26 protein-coding genes and 1 pseudogene are annotated in these 21025 nt (G+C 55.6%); 17 read left to right on the top strand and 10 right to left on the bottom strand.

Translation table 11 applies throughout. The features are described from left to right. Positions 1 to 7: 7 nt before the first annotated feature. The 4 genes from flgC to AB5I78_RS22245 all read right to left on the bottom strand — a co-directional run bounded on the left by flgC (position 8) and on the right by AB5I78_RS22245 (position 3027). Positions 8 to 460 carry a flagellar basal body rod protein FlgC gene (gene flgC / locus AB5I78_RS22230; RefSeq protein WP_106576134.1) on the bottom strand — a complete coding sequence of 151 codons (453 nt, stop codon included), beginning with the start codon at positions 458 to 460 and terminating at the stop codon, positions 8 to 10. Positions 461 to 463: 3 nt separating this feature from the next. Further along, positions 464 to 871: a flagellar basal body rod protein FlgB gene (gene flgB, locus AB5I78_RS22235; protein WP_010208346.1), complete on the bottom strand. Its 408-nt coding sequence runs from the start codon at positions 869 to 871 to the stop codon at positions 464 to 466. Between the two features lie 352 nt (positions 872 to 1223). Continuing rightward, positions 1224 to 2051, bottom strand: a complete 828-nt coding sequence (gene cheR / locus AB5I78_RS22240; RefSeq protein ID WP_119741973.1) for a protein-glutamate O-methyltransferase CheR — start codon at positions 2049 to 2051, stop codon at positions 1224 to 1226. Positions 2052 to 2094: 43 nt separating this feature from the next. Next, positions 2095 to 3027, bottom strand: coding sequence for a chemotaxis protein CheV (locus AB5I78_RS22245; protein ID WP_106576132.1), 933 nt, complete (start codon positions 3025 to 3027; stop codon positions 2095 to 2097). A gap of 81 nt (positions 3028 to 3108) precedes the next feature. Between AB5I78_RS22245 and flgA the strand changes: the two genes are divergently transcribed. From flgA to AB5I78_RS22265, 4 genes are all read left to right on the top strand, one after another. Beyond that, complete coding sequence (gene flgA / locus AB5I78_RS22250; protein ID WP_145159356.1) at positions 3109 to 3867, top strand: flagellar basal body P-ring formation chaperone FlgA; 759 nt, start codon at positions 3109 to 3111, stop codon at positions 3865 to 3867. Positions 3868 to 4047: 180 nt separating this feature from the next. Beyond that, positions 4048 to 4332, top strand: a complete 285-nt coding sequence (gene flgM / locus AB5I78_RS22255) for a flagellar biosynthesis anti-sigma factor FlgM (RefSeq protein ID WP_370004798.1) — start codon at positions 4048 to 4050, stop codon at positions 4330 to 4332. A 48-nt stretch (positions 4333 to 4380) separates the two neighbouring features. After that, positions 4381 to 4851: a flagella synthesis protein FlgN gene (locus tag AB5I78_RS22260; protein ID WP_145159358.1), complete on the top strand. Its 471-nt coding sequence runs from the start codon at positions 4381 to 4383 to the stop codon at positions 4849 to 4851. Positions 4852 to 4947: 96 nt separating this feature from the next. Next, positions 4948 to 5697 carry a flagellar brake protein gene (locus AB5I78_RS22265; protein WP_369301454.1) on the top strand — a complete coding sequence of 250 codons (750 nt, stop codon included), beginning with the start codon at positions 4948 to 4950 and terminating at the stop codon, positions 5695 to 5697. Between the two features lie 60 nt (positions 5698 to 5757). On the opposite strand, the gene AB5I78_RS22270 is transcribed toward AB5I78_RS22265, so the two are convergent. Continuing rightward, complete coding sequence (locus AB5I78_RS22270; protein ID WP_242196175.1) at positions 5758 to 7143, bottom strand: MFS transporter; 1386 nt, start codon at positions 7141 to 7143, stop codon at positions 5758 to 5760. A gap of 468 nt (positions 7144 to 7611) precedes the next feature. On the opposite strand from AB5I78_RS22270, the pseudogene AB5I78_RS22275 reads away from it, so the two are divergent. Beyond that, positions 7612 to 8798: pseudogene (locus AB5I78_RS22275) on the top strand (tyrosine-type recombinase/integrase). Here AB5I78_RS22275 and AB5I78_RS22280 read toward each other — a convergent pair. Continuing rightward, complete coding sequence (locus AB5I78_RS22280; RefSeq protein ID WP_369301455.1) at positions 8795 to 9280, bottom strand: hypothetical protein; 486 nt, start codon at positions 9278 to 9280, stop codon at positions 8795 to 8797. The pseudogene AB5I78_RS22275 and the gene AB5I78_RS22280 overlap by 4 nt on opposite strands. A 186-nt stretch (positions 9281 to 9466) precedes the next feature. Between AB5I78_RS22280 and AB5I78_RS22285 the strand changes: the two genes are divergently transcribed. From AB5I78_RS22285 to AB5I78_RS22295, 3 genes are all read left to right on the top strand, one after another. After that, positions 9467 to 9670 (top strand): helix-turn-helix domain-containing protein, encoded by a 204-nt coding sequence (locus AB5I78_RS22285; RefSeq protein WP_369301456.1) that lies wholly within the window; start codon positions 9467 to 9469, stop codon positions 9668 to 9670. A 118-nt stretch (positions 9671 to 9788) separates the two neighbouring features. Beyond that, positions 9789 to 10025 carry a helix-turn-helix domain-containing protein gene (locus AB5I78_RS22290; RefSeq protein ID WP_258672710.1) on the top strand — a complete coding sequence of 79 codons (237 nt, stop codon included), beginning with the start codon at positions 9789 to 9791 and terminating at the stop codon, positions 10023 to 10025. A 64-nt stretch (positions 10026 to 10089) separates the two neighbouring features. Continuing rightward, complete coding sequence (locus AB5I78_RS22295; RefSeq protein ID WP_369301457.1) at positions 10090 to 10941, top strand: hypothetical protein; 852 nt, start codon at positions 10090 to 10092, stop codon at positions 10939 to 10941. A gap of 105 nt (positions 10942 to 11046) precedes the next feature. Here AB5I78_RS22295 and AB5I78_RS22300 read toward each other — a convergent pair whose 3' ends face one another. Next, entirely contained in the window at positions 11047 to 11412 is a 366-nt protein-coding gene (locus tag AB5I78_RS22300) for a hypothetical protein (RefSeq protein WP_369301458.1), read from the bottom strand. Positions 11413 to 11533: 121 nt separating this feature from the next. Then, a complete protein-coding gene (locus tag AB5I78_RS22305) occupies positions 11534 to 11758 on the bottom strand; it encodes a hypothetical protein (protein WP_369301460.1) in 225 nt (74 codons plus the stop codon). Between the two features lie 535 nt (positions 11759 to 12293). Here AB5I78_RS22305 and AB5I78_RS22310 point away from each other — a divergent pair. The 8 genes from AB5I78_RS22310 to AB5I78_RS22345 all read left to right on the top strand — a co-directional run bounded on the left by AB5I78_RS22310 (position 12294) and on the right by AB5I78_RS22345 (position 19489). Next, positions 12294 to 14072 carry a tetratricopeptide repeat protein gene (locus AB5I78_RS22310; RefSeq protein ID WP_369301462.1) on the top strand — a complete coding sequence of 593 codons (1779 nt, stop codon included), beginning with the start codon at positions 12294 to 12296 and terminating at the stop codon, positions 14070 to 14072. Positions 14073 to 14636: 564 nt separating this feature from the next. Continuing rightward, a complete protein-coding gene (locus tag AB5I78_RS22315; RefSeq protein ID WP_369301464.1) occupies positions 14637 to 15557 on the top strand; it encodes a hypothetical protein in 921 nt (306 codons plus the stop codon). A gap of 591 nt (positions 15558 to 16148) precedes the next feature. Further along, entirely contained in the window at positions 16149 to 16565 is a 417-nt protein-coding gene (locus tag AB5I78_RS22320) for a DUF5681 domain-containing protein (RefSeq protein WP_017529439.1), read from the top strand. A gap of 127 nt (positions 16566 to 16692) precedes the next feature. Next, on the top strand, positions 16693 to 16980 hold the full coding sequence (locus AB5I78_RS22325; RefSeq protein WP_369301465.1) for a hypothetical protein: 288 nt from the start codon (positions 16693 to 16695) through the stop codon (positions 16978 to 16980). A 201-nt stretch (positions 16981 to 17181) separates the two neighbouring features. Next, positions 17182 to 18015 (top strand): hypothetical protein, encoded by an 834-nt coding sequence (locus AB5I78_RS22330; protein WP_369301466.1) that lies wholly within the window; start codon positions 17182 to 17184, stop codon positions 18013 to 18015. Between the two features lie 68 nt (positions 18016 to 18083). Continuing rightward, on the top strand, positions 18084 to 18428 hold the full coding sequence (locus AB5I78_RS22335) for a hypothetical protein (protein WP_017138409.1): 345 nt from the start codon (positions 18084 to 18086) through the stop codon (positions 18426 to 18428). Between the two features lie 8 nt (positions 18429 to 18436). Continuing rightward, positions 18437 to 19015, top strand: coding sequence for a tail assembly protein (locus AB5I78_RS22340; RefSeq protein WP_369301468.1), 579 nt, complete (start codon positions 18437 to 18439; stop codon positions 19013 to 19015). Between the two features lie 42 nt (positions 19016 to 19057). Next, positions 19058 to 19489, top strand: a complete 432-nt coding sequence (locus AB5I78_RS22345; protein WP_369301469.1) for a hypothetical protein — start codon at positions 19058 to 19060, stop codon at positions 19487 to 19489. Positions 19490 to 19521: 32 nt separating this feature from the next. Here the strand turns inward: AB5I78_RS22345 and AB5I78_RS22350 are convergent, their stop codons facing one another. Both AB5I78_RS22350 and AB5I78_RS22355 read right to left on the bottom strand, forming a co-directional pair. Next, entirely contained in the window at positions 19522 to 19920 is a 399-nt protein-coding gene (locus tag AB5I78_RS22350; protein ID WP_369301470.1) for a hypothetical protein, read from the bottom strand. Beyond that, a complete protein-coding gene (locus AB5I78_RS22355; protein ID WP_369301472.1) occupies positions 19913 to 20218 on the bottom strand; it encodes a hypothetical protein in 306 nt (101 codons plus the stop codon). Before AB5I78_RS22355 ends, AB5I78_RS22350 begins: the two co-directional genes overlap by 8 nt. A gap of 171 nt (positions 20219 to 20389) precedes the next feature. Between AB5I78_RS22355 and AB5I78_RS22360 the strand changes: the two genes are divergently transcribed. Further along, positions 20390 to 21004 carry a recombinase family protein gene (locus tag AB5I78_RS22360; RefSeq protein ID WP_369301474.1) on the top strand — a complete coding sequence of 205 codons (615 nt, stop codon included), beginning with the start codon at positions 20390 to 20392 and terminating at the stop codon, positions 21002 to 21004. Positions 21005 to 21025: the final 21 nt, after the last annotated feature.

A 21025-nucleotide genomic window follows, 5' to 3' on the forward strand; every position in this document is an offset into this window, starting at 1 on the left:
CCCCTTATCACTGACCCAGGGTCAGGACCTTCTGCATCATGGTTTTGGCGGTGTTCATCATTTCCGCGTTGGTTTGGAACGAGCGGCTGGCGGAAATCATGTCGGCCATTTCCTCGACCACGTTGACGTTGGGGTAGTACACGTAACCCTTTTCGTTCGCGGCGGGATGGTTGGGTTCGTAGCGGGCTTCCAGATTGCTCTGGTCTTCGACCACGCCAAGCACCTGCACGCCCTGGCCTGCGGCGTCCTGGTTCTGGAACAGCGAGTCGCCGCTACCGCTCTGGCCACTTTGGCCGTCCTGAAACATGGTGGCGAACACCGGGTGACGGGCACGGTAGGTCTGGTCAATGCTCGAAGACACGGTCTCGGCGTTGGCGATGTTACTGGCGACGGTGTTCAGGCGCGTGGTCTGCGCGCTCATGCCACTGCCGGCAATATTGAAAACACTGGCTAAGGACATGGCTTACTCTCCACGCAGGGCTGACATCAGCCCTTTGAATTTGCTGTTGAGCAGGGTGAAGCTGGCCTGGAAGTTCACCGAGTTTTCGGCGTAGGCCGATTGCTCCAGCTGGGCGTCGACGGTGTTCTGGTCGATCGATGGCTGCATCGGCGTGCGATACAGCAACGACTCGTCACCATTGCTCAAGCCTTGCGCTTCAATATGACGGCTGTTGGTCATGTTCAAGGCGAAGGTGCCGTTCTTGGTCTTGTCCTGCTGTGCAGCGAGCACGGCAGAGAAGTCCAGGTCCCGAGCCTTGTAGTTCGGGGTGTCGGCGTTGGCAATGTTGTTGGCCAGGACTTCGGCACGCTGGGCGCGGAAGCCCAGGGCTTGTTCGTGGATACCGAGCGCTTTATCGAAGCTGATGCTCATGGCGGAAACCTTTAGGCTGACCTGCTTTTCGTAACAGGGTTATAGCAAGGCGCATGCCAATTCCATCGGGGCCCGTAATTCAAGGGTTTGCGGGAAGTTTGCCGGTGGTAATGCCAGAAAAGCGGCAACGGCCTTCCGCGTGGCGCCAGTAAAGCGGCAATACCGGTTGCCGCTTTTATGCAGATTGCCGGCAGTGACACGGCTGCTTGGACGACAGGTTCAGCAGGCAGCCCTTCACTGCAACGGCCTGAACACTGAATATGCGTCGCCTGGGCTTGAACCCTGCCGAATCGCGCGCATAAAAAACGGGAGGCCTTTGGGGGCCTCCCGTTTTTTAATGCTCATGTGCCGATCACTTGGCCTGGTAAATGATACCGGGACTGCACTGCACCATCTGGTAATGATCCGGCAACCCGTTCAGCGCCTCGGACGCACCAAGGAACAGATACCCACCACGCTTGAGCGTGCCGTGGATGCGCAACAGGATGTCTTTCTTCACCTCGGCCGAGAAATAGATCAGCACGTTGCGGCAGAACACCATGTCGAACTTGCCCAGGCTGGCGTAGCTGTCGAGCAGGTTGAACGAACGAAACTCCACCCGGCTCTTGATCGGTGCCTTGACTGCCCAGCGCCCCGCCCCTTTGGGGTCGAAGTAACGCTGCAGGCGCTCCTGAGACAAACCACGGCCCAAGGCCAGGCTGTCGTACTCGCCGGTCTTGCAATTGGTGAGCATGGTGCCGGACAAGTCAGTGGCGACAATCTGCGCCCCGGCCTTCAACTGGCCCATGTTCGTGCGCTCGAATTCGTCGATGGACATCGAGATCGAGTACGGTTCCTGCCCCGAGGAGCAAGCGGCCGACCAGATACGCAAGCGCTGGCCCGGGCTGGCCTTGATGGCCTCCGGCAGCACTTTGTTCTTGAGCACTTCGAAGGGGTAGGTATCCCGAAACCACAGGGTTTCGTTGGTGGTCATGGCATCCACCACCATTTCCTTGAGCCCGCTGCGCGGCTGGCCCTGAATGCGCTGGACCAACTCGCCCAGCGACTTGATGCCCTGCTGCTCCATCAGTTTGTTGAGGCGGCTGGATACCAGGTACTGCTTGTTTTCACCGAGCAATATGCCACAGGCTTTTTCCAGGAAGACCCGGAACTGTTCGAAATCCAAATTACCCGTAGACAATGATACCGCCTCTTAAATCGTGTGACCGCCAGGGGAACTCCCCTTAGCCGTGATCTGCTGCCTTGATCCGGTCGACTACCCGGGATGCCAGGTCATCAGGGCGGAATTTGGCCAAAAAGTCATCGGCACCGACCTTCTTGACCATCGCCTGATTGAATACGCCCGACAACGAAGTATGCAGGATGATATGCAATTTTTGCATGCGTGGATCGTTGCGTATTTCGGCCGTGAGCGTGTAGCCATCCATTTCCGGCATCTCGATGTCGGAGATCATCATCAAAAATTCTTCTTCCGGCTTCTTGCCTTCGTCCACCAGCTTGCGCAGGTAATCCAGGGCCTGGCGACCGTCGTTGAGGGCCACCACTTCCACGCCGACGGTCTGCAGGCAACGGCTCACTTGCTTGCGCGCGACCGAGGAGTCGTCCACGGTCAGCACGCGCAGCGAGATTGCCTTGTGCGCCGTTTCGGCGTCGACGACGCCTACCGAAATCGACTCGGAGGTCGGTGCAACTTCCGCGAGGATCTTCTCCACGTCGATGATTTCCACCAACTGGTTATCGACCCGCGTCACCGCCGTCAGGTAGTGATCGCGCCCCGTGCCCTTGGGCGGCGGGTGGATTTCCTCCCAGTTCATGTTGACGATGCGTTCTACCGAGCGCACCAGAAAACCCTGGGTCTTGGTGTTGTATTCGGTAATGATCACGAACGGATTCTGACGGTCCTGCAGCCCCGCAGAGCCGGTGGCCAAGGCCAGGTCAAGAATGGGAATGGTCGCACCACGAATGTTGGCCACGCCACACACCACCGGACTGGACTTGGGCATGATCGTCAGTTTGGGACACTGCAGCACTTCCCGCACTTTAAACACGTTGATGCCGTACAGCTGCTTGCCGTCCAGGCGAAAAAGCAACAACTCCAGGCGATTCTGCCCTACCAGCTGTGTGCGCTGGTTTACTGAATCCATTACTCCTGCCATGCCCAGACTCCTACGCAAAAACCTTAGGGGTACGACGCGTACCCAACACTAAACGGCACGAGCTTTGCTATTTATTGATTTATGAACCTTAAAACGACAGTTTCCCGACGCATCCCACGCTACCGCAGAGTTGTCTGCGTCTGGCTGGCGTTGCTTGCCTTGGGCACGGGCACCATGGCCCGTGCAGATAATGTCACCCTGCCTGATCTCCTTATCGGCGTCACTCAAGGCTTTCTTGAATTCACTGTAGAAGATTATCTGGCGACCACGCAGACGCCGGGACGTTATGAAATTCAGGTGAACCAATTGGACCCGCGCCTGCGCATGCCCATGTGCGACAAGGAATTGACAGCCACCCTGGAAAGCCCCGCCCAGCCCATCGGCCGCGTGACGGTCAAAGTACGCTGCGACGGCGCCTCGCCCTGGACTGTGTTCGTCCCGGCGCAGGTCAAACTGTTTCGTGATGTAGTGGTTGTCACACGCCCGCTCAAACGGACGGGCATCATCGGGTTTGAAGACGTTGCGCTGCGTGAACGGGATATCAGCTCGATCAGCCAGGGTTATCTCACCTCCGTAGACCAGGCCGTCGGGCAAAAACTTACCCGACCAATGGTTGCCGACCAGGTGATTACGCTGGTGCATCTGGAGCAGGCTGAAGTGATTCGCAAGGGCGACCAAGTGGTGATTTCCGCCAGCAGCGGCGGGCTGACGGTAAAGATGCCCGGCGAGGCGCTGTCCAATGGCGGCATGAGCGAACAGATCCGGGTCAAGAACCTCAATTCCAATCGCGTGATCAAGGCACAGGTGATGGCGCCAGGCCAAGTCGAGGTCGCTTTATAGATCACTGGTATCAAGCGCCAGCTTTTCCTACACTGTGCTCTGGATGTCGACCTGTACAGGTTTATTGTCAATCGAGCCTAAAGTTTGTCCGGGTATGGCCGAAAACATGGCAAGCGTCCAAATACCCAGAGGTTTTTTTATCATGGTCATCGATTTCAGTCGTTTGAATAACACCCCGGCATTGCCCGGCAATACGCGCACCAGCGGTGCCAAGGACAGCGTAGAAGCCAAGGCCCAGCCAGCGCCCGCCAAGACCGAACAGGCCAGCGCCAGCCAAAGCGGGAATCGGTTCACCTGAGCAATGAGGCTCAACAGTTGCAAAAGGTCACTGACTCGCTGCGCGACCAGCCGGTTGTCAATAAAGCCCGTGTGGCCGAGTTGAAACAGGCCGTTGCCGATGGCAGCTATAAAGTCGACAGCAGCCGTGTAGCCAGCAAGCTGCTTAACTTCGAAGCCGAGCGCTAGGCAAAGGCCTGCGCAGGGCTTTTGGACGCTTAAAACCCAAGGCCAGCCATGCACCACGACGAACATTTGCTTCAACTGATCATTGATGATCTGGCGCCGACGCAACATTTGCTCGAGCTGCTAAAGGAAGAGTCCCTGGCCCTGTACGGCCGGGACATGCGCTTGCTGGAAGAAATTCTGGCGCGCAAGCAGTCGCTGATTGTGCTGCTTGAACAGCACGGCAAAAAGCGCAGCGAAATTCTTCTCAGCCTGGGCCTCCCGGCTGATCACGACGGCCTCGCACAATTGGCCAGCCACTCTTCGGTTGGCGATCAGTTGCTGGCGCAGAGCACCGCACTTAATCAATTACTTGCCCAGTGCCAGGAAGCCAACCTGCTCAACGGTCAGTCGATCCAGCTGCAGCAAGCGACGACGGCCAACCAGTTGCGCATCCTTCACGGCGGAGAACCCCCGGCGCTGTATAACGCCCAGGGTTCCACCTCGCGTCTGGTCAAGCCAAGCACCCGCAGCCAAGCCTGACAGTGGTTTACAGCGCGCCCTATCCAAGGCGCGCAACATGCTGGCAAAATGCCGGTTCTTGCGTGTAGTCGTATTTTGTCTGGAGATGGAAGAACCGTGTTCAACGCCCTTAATGCGGAAGATGCTCCGCAGCCACCCAAGGTGCTCACCACGCCTCTGGAAATCGCCAGCACATTACGGATGCTGCAAGAAAGCCATGATCCACTGATCATCACTTTCCATGAACGCAGCCAGCGCTTTCAAAGCTACCTGGTAGACGTTGACCGGGACAGCAAGGCGCTGATCCTGGACGAAATGATTCCGCGTGACGGTGAACGCTACCTCGAGAATGGCGAACCCTTTCGTATCGAAGGTTTCCACGATGGCGTACGCGTCGCCTGGGAAAGCAACGGCACACTGACCATCAGTGAAAAAGACGGCCACCGCATCTACACCGGCAGCATGCCCGACGAGGTGGTTTACCACCAACGCCGCAATGCCTTTCGCGCGGCGTTGAAGCTGGCGCAACTGGTCAGCATCGAACTGGGCGGCGAGAAGCTCAAGGCACCGATCAGCGGCAAGCTTCTGGACATCTCCGCCACCGGCTGCAAATTGCGCTTTGAAGGCGACATTTCCGAGCGCCTGCAACTGGGCCAGGTCTATGACCGCTTTATTGCCGCCCTGCCCTTTGGCAGCATGACCACCTCTGTCGAGCTGCGTTACTTGCACTTCGAAGACAAGATCAACACCACCTTCGCCGGCGTGCGCTTTCACAACATGAGCGGGCTGGTGCAGCGCCAGGTGGAGCGGTTTGTATATCAGCTGCAGCGCGAGGCGCGACGCTTTGACAAAGACGACGATCTTTAAGCGTTAAGGATCGCGACAAAAAAACGGGCAGACCCTGATGGGATCTGCCCGTTTTTGCATTCAGGGGCGCGCCCTGCTCAAGTCGTGAGGATGCTCCTCCGGCCCCAGAGGTTCCGGCGGCCCTTCGAAGGCTGGCTCGTCTGCCGGCGGCTGTGGATCAGTGTCAGGCTCAGGATCCGGCACGGTAGTCTGCATCTGCTCCTGCACCACCGCCTCGTCCACCCGAGGGTCCAGACATGCCACCAGCGGCGAGCTGGACATGCTGTCAGGCATTGCCACGTGGTGCAGCGGCGCATCGTCCACTTGGTGCAGGTTGGTCACCGCCTTCGGCCGGATACGCCACACCAGAATCAACGCACACAGGCTGAAAAACGCATACAGCATATGGCTGCCGAAGAGCTTCATGACCACGCCCGCCAGCAGCGGCCCGACACTGGCGCCGATGCCGTAGGTGACCAGCAACATCGCGGTCAACGATACCCGCCGATCGCCCTCGACGTGGTCATTGGAAAACGCCACTGCCAACGGATACAGGCAGAACTGCACCAGGGAACACAAGAACCCGGCCACGAACAGCACTTCCAGAGGCACCTTGGTCAGCAGCGCCAATGGCAACGCTGCCACCGCCAGGCATAAGGCAAAACACCGAATCAGCAAGGCGCGATCATAGCGGTCTGAGAGCCAGCCCAAAGGCCACTGCACCACTAGCCCGGCGAAAATGCAGCTACCCATGAACAGACCCACTTGCTCGGTGGTCAGGCCTTGCTGCGAAGCATAGAGCGGTGCCAGACCATAGAACGAACCTACGATCAGCCCTGCGCCCAGCACAGTACTAAGCGACTGAGGCACGCGCTTTATAAAGAAGCGCGGCTCCATCGGCGCAGGATGCAAAGGCGCCGGGTGAATGCGCCGGGTCATGGCGACCGGCACCAGGCAAAGGGCGAAGCACAGCGCGACCAACATCAGCAGCTCGAGGCCGAGCTCCGGATGCATCACCAGGATCAGTTGACCCAGCACCAGCCCGAGGTAGGAGGCAATCATATAACCGCTGAATACCACGCCACGCTGCTTGGCGTCCGCCTGCTCATTGAGCCAGCTCTCGATGACCATGTACTGGCACATCATCCCCAGGCCCACGATCATCCGCAGTACGATCCAGGCGGGCAGCCAGTTGATCAGGCCATGGCCCAAAACGGCTGCCCCGACAATCCCGGCACACGTGGCATAGGCGCGAATATGCCCGACACGGGCGATCAGGCGGTGCCCGATCTTGCCGCCCAACACCAGGCCAAAGTAGTTAGCCGCCATCAGCGCACCCACCCACAGGCTGTCGACGTGGTCGGCTGCCAGGCGCAAGGCAAGGTAGGTGCTGAGCAGGCCGGACCCGATCAACATCATCAAGGAGGCGAAATAAAGGGCTCGAAAAGATTTCCAGATCTGGCGCATCGGCGTTCCGAGCGGCTCCTTGCAGTGAGAGTCAGGGCTATCGGCATGATAGTCCGGGGTTGCCGGGTCCGGACAGGCGATATCGGCTGTATCCGGGGAATATTTTGCATATGGCTCAGACGCTGCCTGGCCATATGCAAGGTACACAGTTTGCGATAAATACACCGCGCACCTGCTGTGAACCCTCAACGGCTGCAAGGTTCGACCGGTGTTCACCAAGCGCGCACAAAAAAGCCCCGCCAGAGCGCTCTGGACGGGGCTTTTTCACAGGTGCTGAATCTGGTGTCCCAGGGCCGGTTCGAACGGCCAACCTTCCCCTTAGGAGGGTCATCTCAGGTCCAACCCTCACTGATCAAGCCCAGCATTTATTGGCCTTAGCGTCCGGTTGTGTCCGTAAAAACGACCCCGTATAGTTCTTTTTGCACCCACCATGCACCCATGGGAACAAATTGAAAGCTAACAGCCAAACTGCTGGGATCACTGCAGGTCACTGGCAACGAATACGAAGTTCACGATACCACCGTCGGCGGTCTATTCGTGCGTGTTACTGCCGCAGGTGCAAAGTCTTACGTCGTCTCCTGGGCCCGTGGCCGGAAGAAAACTTTAGGTCGTGTCGGCATTCTCACACTTGATCAAGCGCGCACTGAGGCCACTCAGTACCTCGCAGAAGCCCGATCACATGGAGAGCCTCTGGCGGTCACTCAAGGCCGAAGGGCCGCCACCCTGCCCTCCTTGCGCGACTTCATTGAAGACACATATATGCCGTGGTTCAAGGCTCATCACAAAGGCCACGAGAAGACGCAGCACACCCTCAGTAATAACTTCGACCCAATCATGGCCCAGCGCCTGGGCGCGATCACCGGACGAGACCTGGAGCAGATCCGCACCGGATGGATGCAGGCCGGCAACAAGGCCTCGACGGTGAATCGAAAAATGGGCTCGATCAGCGGTGTTTTCAGTCGTGCCGTTGAGTGGGAGTACATCGATACACACCCGCTGGCCAAGCTGAAACAGCTCAAAGTCGATTCAAAGGGGGTGATTCGCTACCTGGCTACTGACGAGACCAAGCGTCTACGCGATGCCCTGGACGCTCGACAGGATGAAATGAGGGCCGAGCGTGAGAGTGCAAACCCCTGGCGGACGGACCGCCACAGAGAGCCACTGCCAAGCCTCCTGCAACTGCCCTTCACCGATCACCTGAAGCCAATGGTGTTGGTATCGTTGAATACCGGCATGAGGCGCGGAGAGCTATTCGACTTGAAATGGTCAGCGGTGAACTTCGACACGAAGACAATCACAGTCACCGGGGCCACCACCAAGACAAGCGATACGCGCCACATCCCGATGAACAAGGAAACTTTTGGTGTACTGGAAGCCTGGAAGAAGCAGGTGAGCAAGTCGCCGTATGTATTCCCAGGTCAGGGCGGCGGTCGCTTTGAGGACGTCAAAAGCGCCTGGCTCAAGTTGCTTGAACGGGCGCAGATCGGCGAGTTCCGCTGGCACGATATGCGTCACGACTTTGCGTCACGCCTGGTAATGGCCGGCGTACCGCTCAACACGGTGCGAGATCTGCTGGGGCACGCCGATATCAAAATGACGTGCGCTACGCGCACCTGGCCCCCGGCACTAAGGCTGCGGCGGTAGAACTGATCTAAAAGGGTATGAGATCAGCGTCGCTTAGCGGAACGATGGTAGAGCTGCCTTTGTGACGCTCAACGTGCTGCAGAATGGTTTCCCAGTTGTCCGTAACTAAAAACACTGACAGCTCCCCGGTCTCTGGGTTGTGACCACCGGTTTTACTCTTATGCCAAAAATAGCCGGTAGCCTTGATCGTCTCCCAGATTCTAAGCTCGTCATAAGTCAATGCCTCTGGCATGTGATACGCCAGCTTCACAAGCCTTACAGACTCATCTGTGGACCATACCTTATCTATTGCAGACGACAGGGTTCCGCCATCGGAGTCGAGCTGCTGGTTCGTGATGGCTTGTGATATTGCCCACTCAATCACCGCGGTCAGAGAGCGCTTCTGCAGGCGCCCCATAATATCGAGCGCGAACTTGATTTTTGGGTCAATGCGAATCCCAACGCTCACAGTAGTGCTCGTTTCGCCCGTGCGTTTGCTCGTCTTAGTAGCCATAACCTTCCATCTGCTCTGATGAGGTCAGCCGAACTGACCTGATATTCACAGCTTGCGTTACACGCAAACCCCTGTCAATACGTGCGAGTACGAGCTCGTTTAGCAATTGCTTTCAATGTTAGTTTTGTGCGTTGTAATCTAGCAACACACGACGCCCTCTCTGGCTTCGTCTTTTGGGAGACAACCATGGAACAAGCACAGCAACAAATGGCGCCGCTGTCGGTGAGCGTCGAAGAATCTGCCCGCATTCTGGGGATCTCGCGCTCGGCCACCTACGAGCTGATCGCTCAAGGTGAAATCAAGACTTTCAAAATCGGCCGTCGACGCCTGGCACTGGCATCCGAGCTGAAGGCTTTTATCGAGCGCGCAGCAAAGGGCTGCGCACGGTGAAGTACGAAAAGAATAAGGAGTTGGGATTGCGCAAGATTGCGCGAGAGATTGCCAAGGCGGTGCTCGAACACCGCCTTAGCGAAAACACACTGGATAGCACCAAAGTGAAGGGCAAACTATGACACGCCATTCTTCAACTGAGCAAGACCGCAAAATGATCGAGGCTCTGCGTAACGGGCCTGTATCGACCATCGAAGCCGCCAAGAACCTGGATATCGTCCAGCCCCCCAACACCATCCGCCGCCTCAGGAAAAAGGGTCACGAGATCCGCACCTATTGGACGCACCAGTCCACCGAGCCAGGCCGACCACCTCACCGCGTGGCCAAGTACATCCTGATGCGCGAAGCGTCGTAATCCAGAGTTCGCAGAGGTCTCCGCAGTTTTGCGGCGACCTCTCGCGTCTTCCTGTGAGCTGCTTGTGGGCTTCGTCCCGCTGGTTATCCAGCCGAGTTACGCTGAGGTCGATTCAGTGGAATGCCTAGCCACAAAACTACTTAGCCGTGGCGACACGGTTAGCATTGAGCTTGGGCGGCTCGTCATTCAACCGGCGAGCGGCAAGCCCGTGCCGCCTGACTGGATCAATACCAACTCGGCTCGGCTTTGTCGTGACGTGCTTATGGCAGTGGGCCTGGATGCATTCGAGTACGTAGGCTATTCAACTGGGCACTACGGCAAAACCCGGAGCGCTGGTATCACGCTTCAGTTTGTCTCGATGCTGTCCGGACAATCTGTCTACGCAGTGTTCAACGCCGATCTGACGCGTCAGCGGAACACCGCTACGGCTAAGGCTGGCGCTCTGCTACCAAAAGGACAATTCCGCATCGGCAAGCGCAGCCACTTCTACAAGTTCTGGATGGGGACCGGCCTGCCTTTTCCTCGGCGGCTGGCGGCTATGCACGATTACATGGGGAAGCTACGTAGCGTCCTGGTGACTGAAACAGTGACTGATGACCGCTTCAAAGTCGGCAGTCTGGTGCCTGTCAGTCTGACCGCAGAGCAATTCAGAGCAGCCATTTTGCCGGACAACATCCGGACAATTTCCGGACAAGCGCCGGACAACTCCCGGACAAAAGTACCGGACAAGGAAATGCCTACAGACCACGAACCACAAGGGTTACAGCCGTTTCCAACTACGTGTGCTTCAAACTACGGAAACAAGGTAATAAGGGAGGGCGGTTACAAGACCTTTCCTTACTCCCCCATACACACACCTAAGCCACCACAGGACCAGAGTGTTAATGAATGGTTGGAGGCATACAGCTCCACATGATCTACCTTGCCGAAAAGGCCCCCGCCGCCGGCAAATGAAAAAAGGGCACCACCCTGTTTCGGGGTAGTGCCCTTGATGCTGCGAAGGTTTCGTAGTTTGTCTGCCCTACTCCAACACCACCGCGCGGTATTGCTGATCGCCGCCCAGGTCATCCGAGCCGAACAGAGCCTGATTGACGGCCTTCCTACTATCAAGCAGACGGTCATGCTCATCGTGAGTGCCAATGTCCGCCGCAACCCACTCAGGGAGCTCCTTACGCCGCCGCAACTCGCTTAGGTGTGTCCACCACCGGGTAGCGTGACGGCGCTCTGCCAGGATTAGCTCCATCACCAAGGTTCGTTGGTTCTCGGTGAAGAAAGGCAAGTCTACGGCGCTAGAGCCGTACACCTCAGTGCCTACCGCCCCCTCCCCTTCACATTCGGACTTATCTTGGCCTTTCAGGGCGTTACTGATATTTTGGTAAAGTTGCATGACGTCTACCTTCAAGTTTCGTCGTGTGATCGCCAGGCCGCTGTTCGCGCAGCGGCTTGGCACCTCTTCTGAGATGGCCCAAATCTGGACCATCGATTCGATCGGCTAAGGTTTCAGCCGATTACTGCTTGCCCTTCTCGCTGATCCAGCCTGCTGCCCAGCTCAGGGGGTCTTTCGACTCCATCGGCTTGAGTGGCTTCCCATCGCGCGCCGCCTGCTTACCCTCCTTCTCCGTCTCTGTGTGAATCCACAGGGCCGCGAGCTTGTAGCCGGCCGCCCGCTGGCGTTCTTTGTAATCCCGCTGCCTGGCTGCTGCTGAGCGCGGGGGTTTGGCTTCGTCTGTCATCTCGCCTCTCTGTTACTAGTTACGACAAACCAAAGTTATAGGCTCGTGACTAGTAACGCAATGGAAGGAGTGAAAAATAGTTCATGGCATAACTCCGGGGGATCTACCTGGTTGAGATAGCACGGGGCTGCGTGGCATCTACTGGATACCGGTAGTTTCACGAGAAGGCCGTAAAAGCGTTGGGTCCCACCTCCAGTGGAATACACCGGCTACCTCAATTTGAGGATCTTACAGCCGCATTTGTCGGATTACCTGCCGCGGATCGGCGCCGGCGGATAGCGCTGAAGCTCCGCTTATATTGAGTTGATCCAGAGCCTGCTGCTCGAATGCATCTGCGATGCGATGCGGCCTTGCGCACGATCAGCAGGTAAGTCGCACACAAACTTTTGTCTGGTGCCGGAGGTGAATCAATGCGCCCCAAATGGATTTCTTGACCCAGATCTCTCCGAGTGACTCACTGAGGTTTCTGACCCTGGAAACACCCAATAAATGGCATTATGATGTCACCCCACCCCCTCCTACTCATGGATGAATAATGTCAAGCAATGAAGTGCAAGAATGGACACTTGAAGGCGTTTTGGACGAGTTAGCGCGTCTCGATAGCTCAATGCACGACAGGCATTTTGCCTTTATCCTCGGCTCAGGTGCCTCGTTCTCTTCAAACATTCCTACCGGAAAAGATCTTGCACAACGATGGCTTACCGACCTTCATCTTCGGGAGTGCAAGAGCGATGAGCGTTTAGAAGAATGGGTGAAAAACAGTGGCGTCGTTAGTGGAAATTTAACATTTGAGACTGCTGCAGAGTTCTACCCTCAGATTTTTGAGCGTCGATTTCGGGGAGATCGCGAATCTGGATATGCAGAACTAGAAAAGCACATGGATGGCAAAAGCCCTAGCCTCGGGTACACCCTGCTTGCTGAAATAATACAAGAAACTCGCCATAAAGTTGTAGTCACTACAAATTTTGACAATTTAGTAGCAGATGCTCTTTCGATGCACGCTCACCAATCCCCCCTCGTAGTTGCCCACGAATCGCTTGTAGGATTTGTCCGCCCTCAATTACGCAGGCCATTAGTGGCTAAGATACATCGTGACTTATACTTCAACCCAATTAACGACCAAGACGGCGTTTCCAACCTTGAGGAAGGGTGGAAAAACGCCTTGAAAAAACTATTTCAATTTTTTACCCCTATAGTTGTAGGCTATGGCGGCAATGACGGCAGTTTGATGGGGTTACTTAACAGCCTCGAACTGGGCGATATTGCAGGTCGTATTATTTGGTGCTACCGAGAAGGCTCTCCACCTCCTGAACTAGCACAGCAAGTCCTAACCAAACATGACGGAATAAAAGTTAAAATCCCTGGCTTTGATGAGTTTATGTTGCAGCTAGCAACAAAACTTGTACCGGACTTTGATTTAAACAGGATTGCTGAGCGAACAGAAGATCTCGGAAAGAAAAGTGCAGATCGCTACCGTAAACAAGCTGACCAATTAATGAGGTCCTTAGCTCAAGGTACTGAAGAACAGCGTAATACCCGCCAGATAATGGCCCAATCAGTGCAGCGAAGGACGAGTTGGTGGGCGTGGGAACTGGAAGCTGCAGCACAGACAGACCTTAAAAAACAAGAAGAAACCTACAAACAAGGTTTAGAGCAGTTCCCTGAAAGTTCTGAGCTTCATTATAATTACGCGCTGTTTCTTTCAAAGGAAAAAGATGATATCCCTGGCGCAAAGGAAATGTTTAAAAAATCAATGGAACTAGCCCCTAGCGACCACGAAGCGATTTTTGCCTATGCAGAAATTCTAAGCCGCCATGATAAAGATTACGAAAAAGCAAAGGAGCTGGTGCAGAAAGTAATGAGCATGAGCCCTACAGATCCTGACCCTGTTTGTTTATACGCTTCTATATTAGCCCACCAAGGGGCTCTTACAGAAGCCGACAGACATTATCGCCAGGCGTTAAAAATGGATACATCTAACTCTAGCAACTTAGTAGAATATGCTGACTTTCTAGCTGACCATCTGAAAAAATACGAAGCAGCAGAGATTTATTATAAAAGAGCTCTCGAACTGGAGCCTAATAGCTCGTATGCCTTAGGCAACTACGCCAACTTCTTAGCCTTTCAAGTTGGCAATTTAGAAAAGGCGGAACTATTTTATGATAAAGTCCTAAAAATAGAACCCGTCTCATCAACAGTTAAATCCAACTACAAAGAGTTCCTGCGCATACAAAAGGAACTAAAGATACAAAGCAAGCGAACAAGCAACAAAAACACCAAGAACGACGTAAGTTCTGATAAGATTGATAGCTAGTCTAGCAAAGCCCCCTTCAAGCAAAATTGATAGCGTTGAGTTTCTAATATCAAGAAACTCAACAACTCAAACATAATTATGCCACACACACCGAATAACATCCGACACGAGGATGAGGTACCAGTAAAACTCCAATCGATCGACTGATCGCAATCAGTATCGGGTGAAACCTCATCAGCAAGTAATACCGTTTTCAACACTGTATTTAAACCTTAGAGAATCAAACTTTGTGGCGTTTTAGTCTCACTCAGCGTGGTGGAAACGCCACAGAGTGTGGAAAGCAACACGTTAGAGAATCCCTCAGACCCTAGGGATTCCCGAACACCTGGCCAACCTACCAATTCTGGTAATTTCGGTGATTGCGAGACAGACCAAATGAGCCGACTCGGATCGTTTCGTCTGTTGACGACCGGCGCACGCAAGAGACGCTATTGAGCTCAAGACGAGGAGAGCGACTCCCCCATCGCCGCCTCCTTAAACCAAAGTAGCAATCATCACTTTCTAGCTTGATTTGCCACAAAGGGTGTGGCTATTTGCAATCATACCCACATGGACGAATGACCAATGGCGAACAAACGGAAGATTGCTTATGCACACCACCTGCCAGGGTGGAAATTTGAGGGCGGCAACCGAGAAGTCTTGAAAGCAAGCAGACGTGTGGCACCGGATGAATATGAAGAGGAAATGAGAGGCGCCTTGTATTGCCCCGGATGCTTCACCAACGTCGAGCGCACCCCCAAAGAAAAAGACTTGTTTACGAACCAGCGTGACCCTTTCTATCGGCATCTGAAGCGATGGAGTCATGTCGCATGCGTGCTGAGGGCCAAGAAGCCTATCGGCAAGCGATATGACACATGGGAGGAAGCCAAAAGGGCGGTGGATCACGAGCACCTAGCTGTAGTGAAAGAGTTTTTGCAAGAGAGACCCGAAATCGACCTCGCGCCAAGCGAAGAATATGACGAAACCCCTGTCGAGGATGCGGATGGACCGTTATCGGAAGTGCCCATAGGTCGCCACCATGGGGAATCGTTCGAGCTTCCGAGCAAAATTACGACTGTCGCGGGAATATGCCGTAATTTTGAAAACAACAAAGACAAGTATTTCGTTCTCCCTGGCGCAATTCACGCGGTGAAGCTCGCAGAACTTCTCACCGACGTGGCAGACCTAGATTGGAGCGTCCTTGATACGGTTCAAACGCCAAAGCTTTTCTACGGAAAAATCCTACGCAGCTGGAATGCTGGTAAGTACTCCACCTCCATAAGAATGACTCGCCTACGGTGCGGCAGGGGAGTGGGCGACTTCACCGTTAAAATGCCGGACGGCTTTTGTCAGGCGAAGAACATTAAAGACGTGTCTGTAGGCAGAATCGTGATGTTTTACGGAGTGATTACTAAGAATGGTGGAGGGCTTGGGGTCGAGCACCTTGCCTGGGGCGAGATTGCGCTGGTGCCGAAGAAGTACAACGAACTACTCATTCCGGAGTAAGCCCAGCTTGGGCAGCCTGACAGCACGCCGGAGCAGGCATGCGACAAGGTGATCCGCCACTGGTGGAAGAGGCATCCAAAGCTGGGCATCAAATCCGCGCCACGTTTTCATATCTCGCAAAACGTGGCGCGCGAACCTGACAAAACCTGACATCCCAAAACGGTAGGTCAGCCCTCCCCGCTCCATCCTCAATCTGAGGCAGGACTGAGCCGAAAACCCGGCTGTGTATCACTTTGCCTACCCCCGATTTACTGCAACAAAAATACCCTTATCAATCCGCTGCGAACCAACTATTTCAGTCCCGTTTAATCCGGTTGCGCGTATCACCTAGAGTGCACCTAAAAAGCACTGGATAAATGATCAGATCATGCCTAATGTGAGTTTTTGAGCCACTCAAAACCCATTCGAGGCAGCCCCCATGAACACAGCTAAGCCCGCCCGAGGACGCCAGCACAAACCAACTCGATCCGAAGTTGCCGCTGCCTGGGGCCGCCTTCGCGAAGCCGCAGCAGACGGAAGCGTTCAAGCATCCGCCCTGCTGATAGCGCTCGCCGAAAACAAACCGGTCATCGCTATGGAATCGCCCGCCGCATGACTGATCGCGATAAAGCCGGCAAATGGAAGCCCGGACAGTCGGGTAACCCCGGCGGCCGCTCCGGCCAGACGCAAGAGCTGCGCGCCCGACTAGCAGAAGGTGCAGACGCCGTGACAAAGAAGGTTCTGACAGCGGCCAAGAAGGGCGATATGCAGGCTTGCCGTCTGATCCTTGAACGCCTGGTACCGCCAATCAAGCCAACTGCCGAGACAGTGTGCTTCGACCTGGACGACACCGACCTGCCCAGCGCAGCCAAATCAATCCTTCGCGCAGTTGCCGCCGGCGAGCTACCGCCCGACCAGGGCAAGGCATTGATCGAGGGGCTAGGCGCTGTTGCCCGAGTCATCGAGGTTGCCGAGCTACAGAAGGCCGTCGAAGAACTCCGCGAACAGATGGAAGGAATGCGGCAATAAGCATTAAGTGGATGCGGGCCGAGCTCAAGCGAATTGCAGAGAAGATCGGCACCGAAGACGAAGAGACAGTGCTCGTTATGTTGACGGTGGTGGACTGCAGGGTTGACGCGGTTGAGGGGGAGATGGATTGGGCCATTCGTTCAACTATCCCGTCCAGGGCGTACAGACGGTCATGCACTTCCCACTGCGCACCATGAACAGCTATGACGCGGCCAATCTGGCAGAGGCGTTCATTCTCCACGTCCGAGCAATCGAAAGCCTCCGCCGCCCTGCTCCAGTAGGCGTGATGGATATGCGGCCATTCCCAAGTCCTGGAGCCTGGATCTTCCCGCCAAAGGCAGACGGCCAGGACATCAAAAAACACGTCGCAGAACAGTACCGACAGATCACCGAGGCCAGCCATGAACATTCGTAGCCAGGTTGCCAAGTTGCGTCAGCAATCCGGGCTCACTCAGTTCAATCGTGACGTGCGAGAGATCAGCGCCCTTATGGACGAGTTGCACGCAGCAGCAGCCGGCGGTGGCGCCCGGGAAAACGTTTCCCTACTCCAAATCCTGAGCGAATCCTCAGACCAAAAACCGGCCGCCCCACGGCCAGACAATCAAAAGGTAACTCCATGAAAATCGGCAAACGATCCGTCCTCAAAGTTGGCTTGGCCAACCTCCATTACTCCGAATACGAGCACTCCCAAGTAGAGGCAAGAACATTCAACATTCAACGACCCGATGGCACCAAAGGCACTTGGCAGGCCGGTGGCTTGCTGAAGTCTGTCCGCCATTTGCAGGGATTGGCCCTGGAGGCGTTCAAGGACCTCGGAGAAGAAATTCTCTCGATTCGCGAGAACAAGGACCTCAACGCCGCTGCCATTGAGCGCAAGGGCAAGGAGCAGATTGATGGAATCATTCCCGCCCTGATGCCGGCGATGGAGAAGGCAGCAAAAGATATGCTCACGTTGGCCCAGACAGTGGCCAGCGGCTTCGCAGCGGTCACGCCGCGCGCTAGCTCGGACGTTGTTGGTTTCCTGGCTGATCAGGAGCTGCGAGCCATCGTGCGAGGCCTCAAGCCGGAGGAGCGTCAGCGCCTAGTGGCTGAAGCGCGCGCAGGCAGTCACCCCGACGTTGTAGAGGCGGTACTCAGGGCAAACCCAATGCTCTCCGGGTTATCGCCAGAGGCGGCTGACAGCCTTTCGCGCGCAGGCATTGCCGCGTCGCGCGCCGAAGACATTGAAGGGCTCAAGCAGATGCTAGCGATCTACGATGACGTGCTGGCCACGGCCTCCAATGCCGGTGTCGCACTGAGTGGCATGGTTGCCAATTCGAATGGGTACACCGGCCGGTTTGAGAAGTGGAGATCGGGCTGCGAAGGCTCCGAAGCGCTTCGCGAATGGCTGGCGAAAATGCCCACTCGCACCACCGCAAAAGCGTCTCCTGATCAATCCGAAGCGGCCTAACTGCCCCTCCGTGCGCTACGCAAGTATTGGTAGCGCCGATCAACGGCAGACTCTGTGAGTGTGAAGACATGACCTTTCAAGAGCGTTTTACCGAAGCGTGCAAAACGCAGAAATTCAAACCCTACGAACTGATCCAGGGGCCGGACGCCGGCTACACGGTGTGGGAGGTCCAGCACGTCAGTGGTGGCCAACAAGTGACAGTCGACGGCCCCTTCTTCACTGAGGAAGAGGCCAGGGTTTCCGCCGACCTGCTGAGGGGGACATTCCGAGGCGCCCGAGCCAGCGAGGCAATCTACAACCGGGTGTGGAACTACGACCCGCGCCAGGAGCAGTTGACCATCGATCAGGCGCATATGTCGCGCGCAGTGCTCGCCATTCGCCTTGGGCTTCCAGCCCCGTCCACCAATCCATAGGAGGCCCCATGGCCGCTACAGCATTCGATAACTCCCCTATGACCACCATCAAGCTCTACGGCCAGCTCCGACAGTTCGGCAGGTCGTACGACCTTGCCGTGCGGACGCCGGCGGAAGCCTTGAAAGCACTGTGCGTGCAGATTCCCGGCTTGGAACGCTTTATCTCAAATGCCAGGTCGCGTGGATTGGTGTTCGCCGTTTTTCGAGGTAAGAAAAACATCGGGGAGAGCGAGCTGAACTATCAAGGCAAAGGCGACATCATCATCGCTCCAGTGATCGTAGGCAGTAAGCGGGCAGGCATCTTGCAAACGATCATAGGGGCTGTACTGATCGTTATGAGCCCCTTCACAAATGGCGCAACTCTCGCGCCAGGCATTGCCTTGGCCGCCGGCGGCGTGATTCAAATGCTGAGCCCACAAGCCCAGGGCTTGAAGTCCAGCGCCGCGCCAGAGAACACACCTGGCTATGCTTTTGGTAGTGCGAAGAATACCGTGGCATCGGGCTTGCCCGTACCACTCTGCATCGGTCACCGACGCTGGGGTGGCGCCATCATCAGCGCTGCTATTTACGCCGAAGACCAGGTGTAGCCAGGCTGGTATAAAGTCACCCATCAACCACGAGGAAGAAATATGCACAGGATTCTGCTCGCCGCCGCTGCCGTGTTGCTGGCCGGCTGTTCAAGCACGCCGGTAGAGCCTGGTTCGGCCAAGCGCGTGCCTGCCGATCGGGTCTACGCTTACCAGGCCGCCGTTCCGGATGGTGCTACGTTGGTGTTAAGCCGGGATAATGGGTTTTGGGCTTCAGGTGGCTGTATGGCCACTGTGCTCATTGATGGAAAAAAGGTTGCCCGCATTAACACCGGCGAAGTGGTGAAATTCCAGGTCAAGCCAGGTCGGCACATCGTTGGAATCGCTGGCGACGACGAGGGCGGCGGCCTGTGCGCCATGCAGATCGGCCAACCGATGAAAGAGACCGCGGCCGAAATAGCCGCCGGAGAGGTACAGAAGTATCGGATATCAGGCACTCAGAACGGTACTGACATTCGACCTAGCTCTCTTTGATGCCTCTGGATGGGGTAGATCACTCGCCTACCCTAACCTGGCTTAATCACCCCGAACAGATAGCGGAGGATCTGAATATACACGGCTACCGCGGAAAGAATTTTAAGAACGTAAAACAGATTTGTAGGCCAATTTAAGACAGCTGGAGCCAATAATTCTGTCTCTTGGTCAAACCCTTTTTTTTCTTTATACCTACTGAAAACAGCCCACGTCACGGAAGCGTAGAGGTATTGCATGAAGTCGAGCGCGAGAGCGCAGATGACCCAAAGCAGAGCCCAATACAGAGCCGTGGGAAGAGTGGTTAACCCTCCTATCTCCTGCTTGAACACCCAAATTACTGCTACTGCGGAAAGGCAGAGTGATCTTACGTTGTCACTGACCTTGCCACTGAAATAGTAGTAGTCCTGTCGAAACTCTTTGAGCTTAGGCATTGCTTGGCTTCCTCGGACCGGTCGATCCAGTGCCGGATTGGGAAATTGTCGGTTGCTTGTCGGTTACCACGCGGATAACCACAACCCCATCCTTCCCTTTAGTCACGACCTTGCCTTTCACCACGCCCGGCGCAGCGCGAAAAATTCCCCGCCGGTAATAATACAGATGACGGTTACCTGCTTTCTTTTCTTTATGAGAGGTATCGACCAACTCTCGCTCGATCGATACGACTAGGTCCCCTTCGATCCACTCATAAACTAACTTGAACCCCTTTGGTACGTTTACCTTGATTTCCAATCGCCAGTTCCTTTTGGTGGGGTATTTGTTAGGCAGAGTTTAGGCCTATCGCTTTGAGTATGCCTATCCAGATACAGGCTTATTTTGCCTTTTTCGGGCTTTTCGCTTGATAAGTAACACCCATAGTGCAACAGTATTAGTAGAACGCCCTAACTGATACAGGCACCCATCATGTTTATCCGCGCATACCTTCGAGCCTCCACCGAAGAACAAGACGCCGGCCGGGCCCGGGCCTTGCTTGAGCAGTTCGCCAGCGACCATAACAAGGTCATTGCCAGCGTGTACCTGGAGAACGCCAGCGGCGCTACCGCCGACCGGCCGGAGCTGCTGCGACTGCTCAAGGATGCCCGTAAGGGTGACGTGTTGCTGGTGGAGTCGATAGACCGCCTATCCCGCCTTCCAGTGGAGGACTGGCAAAAGCTCAAGGCTGCGATCGACTCCAAGGGCCTGCGCATCGTCGCATTAGACTTACCGACCAGCCACCAGGGTATGCAGGACACCAAGGGCGACGAGTTCACCGGGCGGATGCTAGGCGCCATCAACTCAATGCTAGTGGAAATGATGGCCGCCATTGCACGCAAGGATTATGAGCAACGGCGTGATCGCCAGGCCCAAGGTATCGAGAAAGCCAAAGCGGCCGGCAAGTACCAAGGCAGACCCGTTGACGCCGATCTACACAAGCGAGTGGCGGAGCTGCTCGCCGCGGGTTTGGGCATCCGCGCGACGGCACGGCACGCCAACTGCTCGACAACAACAGTACTAAGGATCAAGGCTCAGACAGCTTAGCGATGTTTGATTCCGGCCTAC

Origin of the sequence: Pseudomonas sp. N2-3-1-14 (assembly GCF_041228395.1) — a bacterium.
Taxonomy (GTDB): Bacteria; Pseudomonadota; Gammaproteobacteria; order Pseudomonadales; family Pseudomonadaceae; genus Aquipseudomonas.